General features: G+C 54.3%; 6 protein-coding genes. 1 reads left to right on the top strand and 5 read right to left on the bottom strand.

Annotation, left to right across the window (positions count from 1 at the left end):
* Positions 1-378, top strand: a 378-nt coding sequence (locus B2R48_RS12260) for a universal stress protein (RefSeq protein ID WP_297000764.1), incomplete at its 5' end; no start/stop codon positions are given.
* A gap of 374 nt (positions 379-752) precedes the next feature.
* Here B2R48_RS12260 and B2R48_RS12255 read toward each other — a convergent pair.
* From B2R48_RS12255 to argF, 5 genes are all read right to left on the bottom strand, one after another.
* Entirely contained in the window at positions 753-1,592 is an 840-nt protein-coding gene (locus B2R48_RS12255) for a hypothetical protein (protein ID WP_297000763.1), read from the bottom strand.
* A 224-nt stretch (positions 1,593-1,816) separates the two neighbouring features.
* On the bottom strand, positions 1,817-2,788 hold the full coding sequence (locus B2R48_RS12250; RefSeq protein WP_297000761.1) for a helix-turn-helix domain-containing protein: 972 nt from the start codon (positions 2,786-2,788) through the stop codon (positions 1,817-1,819).
* Between the two features lie 215 nt (positions 2,789-3,003).
* Complete coding sequence (locus B2R48_RS12245; protein WP_297000759.1) at positions 3,004-3,630, bottom strand: hypothetical protein; 627 nt, start codon at positions 3,628-3,630, stop codon at positions 3,004-3,006.
* 126 nt (positions 3,631-3,756) lie between these two features.
* Positions 3,757-4,728: an Hsp33 family molecular chaperone HslO gene (locus tag B2R48_RS12240; protein ID WP_297000756.1), complete on the bottom strand. Its 972-nt coding sequence runs from the start codon at positions 4,726-4,728 to the stop codon at positions 3,757-3,759.
* A 137-nt stretch (positions 4,729-4,865) separates the two neighbouring features.
* Positions 4,866-5,783: an ornithine carbamoyltransferase gene (gene argF, locus B2R48_RS12235; protein ID WP_062953706.1), complete on the bottom strand. Its 918-nt coding sequence runs from the start codon at positions 5,781-5,783 to the stop codon at positions 4,866-4,868.
* Positions 5,784-5,787 lie beyond the last annotated feature (4 nt).

Raw genomic sequence — 5,787 nt, 5'->3', positions numbered from 1 at the left:
GCATTCAAGCCGATCAACAAGTTCCTGATTGCCTTTGATGGCGGTGAAAGCGCGATGAAGGCTGTCCGCCACATTGCATCGGGCAAGCTGTTTACCGGCCTGCCCTGCACGTTGCTGTCGGTTGGCAAACCCAATGACACCTTGCAGGCAAAGCTTGATGACGCGGCAACCATCCTGCGCAATGCGGGCTACACGGTCGATGCCGGATTTGCATCGGGCGAGCCCGAAGACGTGATCAAGGACAAGATCGAAGCGGAAAATATCGACCTTCTGGTCATGGGCGCCTATGGCCATTCGCGCATCCGCAACCTGATCATCGGCAGCACCACCACCGAAATGGTCCGGTCCTGCCATGTCCCGGTGATGATGTTCCGTTAAACCGGTACATCCTCTAATTCATTATCCGATACAACAAAAGCCCGGCACGCAATGGCCGGGCTTTTGTCTTTCTGTGTTTTGATCGCACGCCCCCAAAACACAACATCAACACGATGTCACATCATGATCCGTGATGCCCCGTTATGACCCTGTGCCAAACAACATTGGCTGCATGGTCGTAATATAGTGTGGGTTCTGCTCAATAAACTTCGCCAGTTGCGCTCTGCCTTCTTCTGTCTGAAGAAGCTTCTGGAATTCCGGGCTGTTGACAACTTCGGGGGTCAAACACCCGCTAAGACTCAGGAGCCCGCCAATTACCGCCACGAGCTTCAACTTTCTCTTTAATGACGTCATAACCTTGTCCCTTCGTGGTCTCAGAAGAATGTCATCAGACCGACCATGGTTCTGGTCGAATCATACAGATCATTGAAAACAACATGATCAACACTGCCGTATATCGATACAGAGTCATTGATCATATGGCGGGCATTGATCGAAACCTGCCCGTAATTGCGATCCAGCGGGTCCTCACCGGGCATGGATTCAACACCAAACAACCGTATATAGGTCAGTCGCGCCCCAAGTATCGTCTTGTTGGTCACAAACCAGTTGCCATTTAGCGAAAAGCCGTTTGACCACGCACGGCTTGCCCCCTTACCGATGCTGTTACCCGGCTGGAAATTGGCATCGGTGTGGCTTACGCCGATCTGATCGGAAACTCCGAACAAAAAGTTCTCATACGCATACAGGTCGACATCAACCCCGCCATAAGCAGCATAGGAATCAATATCGGTTTCACTGGTATCTGCACCGTTAAAAACAACATCCTGACTGCCAGTACCCAACTGTCCACCACCAAGTACCCTGAAACTCGGTGTGACAAAATGGGTCACACTGACGCCGGCCCCAACCATTGAACTGTCCGTTTCGATATCGGAAAACTGGTTTGAACCGTCACTGTCACTTTTGGCAAATGTCAGATAAGGCGTGACAAAGGTATCATTGCTGCCATTCGACACCACTCCGCCAACCTTGATCGCCATTCCATTGGACTTGTCACGGTTTGGAATGTCGTCATTTTCGTTATATTTCGAATAGGACAGCTCGGTGAACACGGCTGACAGATGAATGCCGTCATGTGCATCATCGTCCTGCATCCCGGTCTGTTGACTGTTTTCAGATGCCGTCTCCTGCGCGATGGCAGATGTTGTCATACACATTGCCGTCCCAAGCAATGCTGAGGCAACCACCCCTGCTGCCAAAAACTTTCCGGACGTTCCGGAAGCAAACATGCCCATGCATATATCCCCTTTTTGCGTTCTGCGTCGCAGTCGGCATGGCTCCGCCATACCGCTTGATTGCGCCGAAGCTTAGCGAAAAGCGGCGATGCAGGGCGTCCAAAGGGTTTGCAATGCGTCTTTATGTCTACATGACTGGATTAGCGGCTTTTTTGAAAATCACTTGGTGACAGACCGGTATAATCGCGAAAGAACCGCGAAAATGCCGCCGCCGATTTATAACCGGACTCATAGGCAATCTGTTTGATCGACGGATAGGATGCATTTTCAAGCAGGGAAACCGCATTCTCAAACCGATAACGGCGAATGGCCATCCCTACCGTTTCATCCTGCAATTCGAAAACGCGATAAAGATGGCTGCGTGAACAGCCAATGCCGCGCGCAATCGTCTCGGCCGTCAGGTCCATGCGCGCAATATTGATCCGGATGAAACGACAGGCCGCTTCATAAAGGGTCGAATTTGGGATACCGCGTTCCGAATCATGGCCGACAACACCTTGCGCCAATGCCCCAAGCGCAAGGTCACCAGCCACCTTTACCGCGACATCGGCCTCGTGCGCCGTCAAACTCCGGCGCCGGATTGCCATCTCCTGCAAATGGGATCGCAGCATCTCGGTCAAGCCACCCTGCGCCAGAAGGGAAACACCCCGCGCCAACCGGTCTTCATCCCCCTGAAGCGCCAAAAGCGCCGCATTGCGATCAATCGTCAGATAAATATGGGAATAATGATCTGAAACGGATGTGGTCAAATGTGACAGCCCGTCAACCAGCACCACACCAGTGGTATCCGCGGCGCGCAGGCTGTACTGTCTATCCTTGCCATAGGCCATATCAACCTTGCCGCTGACAGGAATGCTCAACAACACAAATTCGCCTTCAGATCTGGCAAATCGTGCGATTGTATCGTCACTGCGTGTAACGCCAAAAACCGCCCCGTTCGAGGCAATATATTGCATGAGCTCTGCATTGAAGTTGCGCGCGCCGTCCCGGGTCGGCGTATCGAGCTCGATCAGTTGATGAAGGCTTCGCCAATATTCAAAGCGCCTGCCCACACTATGCTGACGGGTTGAAAAAAGCCGTAACCCGCCACCCGGTGTTTCCGGTTGTTGCATGCACGTATTGCCCAGTTATGTGTCCCTGCCGGCCCTGTGCACGCTCCTTTAGAGCATCGCGTGGTCCGGTCTATCTTAAGTTTTAATTCTGACAATCTATACAAACCGGACCGCTGACACAAATACCCAAAACGCGGTAAAACAAAACCCGGCAGATGACAAAAGTGCCACTTGCCGGGTTGATATCGATAGCCTGCTTTTCTGCGATCACACATTTAACGCAACAGGAAACGCCCCATATTGTTGTTGATCTGGCGTTCCAGCTCGCGGTCCAGATCCATCAAAAGGGCGGTTGTCTCGTCGTAAATCGCCTGTTCACGTTCTGACACCGACATCGATTCAGACAGTGTGCGCGAACGGGCCGCCATCGCGCTGACTTCACCCTTGGGCGTGCCGTTGGCGGCAAGCAGTTCAAGCTTGGCTGCAATCTTCAGGTCAATCTTGTCGGACTGATCATCGGTGAACACGCCCTTGATGCCCTTGGTGGTTTTAAGCGCGTTCGAGGTCACCGATGCCTCGGTCACGCTATAACGCAGCATGTCACTGGTGCCTGCAGTCTGGATGCGGTCATCGGGCCAGTTCATTGCCATACGGCCCGGATTGAACGGCAAGGAGGACTGGATTGATCCATCCTCGGTGTTTGACCATGCAGCGACCTTTTCAATCGGACCGGCAGCAAAGACAATCGGATCAAGATGGCGCCATGTCACATCGGGATAGGTCGCGACCGGACCGCTTGTGCAAGCCGCCATCAGCGCAAGTGCCGCCCCGGCAACAACGGCGCGCAGGCCCTTGATGGACAAAACCGTCATGTCTTCGATCTCCTTTGCTTGTTCGTTCATTCGCGCACATAAAAAAACAACGCCACCATGGCGCGTCAGGACGATGATCCTGTCATGGTGACGTTGCTTTAGGATTAAGGCAAGGCTGTGACGAACAGCGTCGCATCACAGCCGCTGATGCCTTTATCAGATTTTCGGTGATCCCGCGTCCGGCGCGTCCGCCTTCAGTGCGCGCAGATCAGCCTCGTTAAAGCCATAGCGCGTATTGCAGAACTGGCAAGATACGCCAACCTCGCCGGTATCGTCCTCGCGCATCGACAAAAGCTCATCAAGCGGATAGGTCACAAGCGCACCTTCGATCTTTTCGCGCGAACAGCGGCACTTGAACTGAAGCCGGGTCTGATCAAAGACGCGCGGTTCCTCGTCATGGAACAGGCGCCAGATCAGGTCATGCGCCGAAAGCGAGATATCAACCAGCTCGTTTTCCGTCGCACTGGCCATCAGGATGGTCGACCGGTTCCAGTCTTCAGATACCTTTTCAGCCTCTTCGGGGGTGCTCGCATCGCCCGATGCGCTGACCGGCATTTTTTGCAGGAACAGCCCACCAACCCACCAGTCATCCGCGGTCTCGCCGCGATGAACTTCGAGCTTGAACGACGTTTCAAGCTGTTCGGACTGGCGGAAATAGGCCTCTGCACATTGTGCCAGGGTCTCGCCCTCAAGCGAGACAATCCCCTGATAGCGGTCATGCTCGTCACCCTGATCGACCGTAAAGGCAATATGCCCGCGTCCCATCAGTTTCAGAACCTGCCCGCGCAGCGCCTCTTCGCCGCCTTCTTCCTCGGCAATCATCGCCTTCAGGCGATCTTCATCCACCCGCAGGCAGGCGCGTACATTGCCCGCACTGTCGACATCAACCACCAGCATGCTGATCGGCCCGTCCGAACTGGTCTGAAGGGTAAAAAGCCCTTCATATTTCAGCGAGGAAGACAGCAATACGGCAAGGCCGATGATCTCGCCCAACAGATGGTTGGCAAGCGGCGGATAGTTGTGCTGGCCGATGATGGTCTGCACCGTCGGGCCAAGGCGCGTGAAGCGGCCACGGATATTGGAATGATCCAGCGTGAAGGGCTGGCAAAAATCGACAGCGATCTGCATTTTCGGGTTCCGCGTTTTTACGTGTTCCGGGGCGTATAACAACGGCCGAACCGCATTGTCCAGCCATGTCTCGCCAAAGCAAAGGGGCGAACATCGCTGTCCGCCCCGAAATTCTGATGCTTATTTAATAAACATCCTCAGGAAGGCAAGCCGTTCAGGCAGTATAGCAGAACCCCTTTTTGTGCATGCAGGCGGTTTTCCGCCTCGTCAAACACAACAGACTGCGGTCCGTCGATCACCGCATCGGTGACTTCCTCGTTGCGATGTGCCGGCAGGCAATGCATGAAGATCGCATCATCCTTGGCCTGTGCCATGGTGGTCTCGTTGACCTGATAGGGGGCAAGTGCCGCCATGCGGGCATCATAATCTTCATCCCCCATCGAGACCCAGCAATCGGTCACGACCACATCGGCGCCTTCAAGCGCGCTGTCCATATCGGTCAGGCGCACTTTGCCGCCTTCGGCATTGGCACTTTCAATCAGGCCCTGATTGGGGCGATAGCCTGCCGGGCAGGCCATATCCAGCGCAAAGCCGAATTTCGGCGAGGCATGAATGAAGGATGCCGATACGTTATTGCCATCCCCAAGCCATGCGAACTTGAGGCCCTCAAGCGTGCCTTTATGTTCCTTGATGGTCATCAGATCGGCCATGATCTGGCACGGGTGGCTTTGATCGGTCAGACCGTTGATCACCGGCACCGTGGCATATTTTGCCATTTCCAGAAGCTTGGATTCATCGGTGGTCCGGATCATGATCGCATCAACAAAGCGCGACAGAACGCGTGCGGTATCGGCAATGGTTTCCCCACGGCCAAGCTGGCTGCTGTCGGCATCAAGCACGACAACGTCGCCGCCAAGCTGGCGCATGCCAACCTCGAACGACACGCGCGTACGGGTCGAAGGTTTTTCAAAAATCAAAGCCAGCGTCTTGCCCGCCAGCGGTTTTACCCCAAACGGTGCATTCCCGGCCTTCTCGGAGTCGCCAAGGGCCAGAATGTCTTTAAGCTCGCTTGCCGACATTTTGTCGAGATCAAGAAAATGGCGAATATCAGTCATAGTC

Source organism: Thalassospira sp. UBA848, assembly GCF_002295455.1.
Taxonomy (GTDB): Bacteria; Pseudomonadota; Alphaproteobacteria; order Rhodospirillales; family Thalassospiraceae; genus Thalassospira.
The sequence above is the reverse complement of the archived record's forward strand: the minus strand, read 5'-3'. Positions and strand labels throughout refer to the sequence as shown.

What these genes read in the sequence shown, in the direction of transcription:
- B2R48_RS12250 (WP_297000761.1), bottom strand. Translation starts at nt 2,788, where the DNA reads ATGCAACAACCGGAAACACCGGGTGGCGGGTTACGGCTTTTTTCAACC.
- B2R48_RS12255 (WP_297000763.1), bottom strand. Translation starts at nt 1,592, where the DNA reads ATGACAACATCTGCCATCGCGCAGGAGACGGCATCTGAAAACAGTCAA.
- argF (WP_062953706.1), bottom strand. Translation starts at nt 5,783, where the DNA reads ATGACTGATATTCGCCATTTTCTTGATCTCGACAAAATGTCGGCAAGC.
- B2R48_RS12245 (WP_297000759.1), bottom strand. Translation starts at nt 3,630, where the DNA reads ATGAACGAACAAGCAAAGGAGATCGAAGACATGACGGTTTTGTCCATC.
- B2R48_RS12240 (WP_297000756.1), bottom strand. Translation starts at nt 4,728, where the DNA reads ATGCAGATCGCTGTCGATTTTTGCCAGCCCTTCACGCTGGATCATTCC.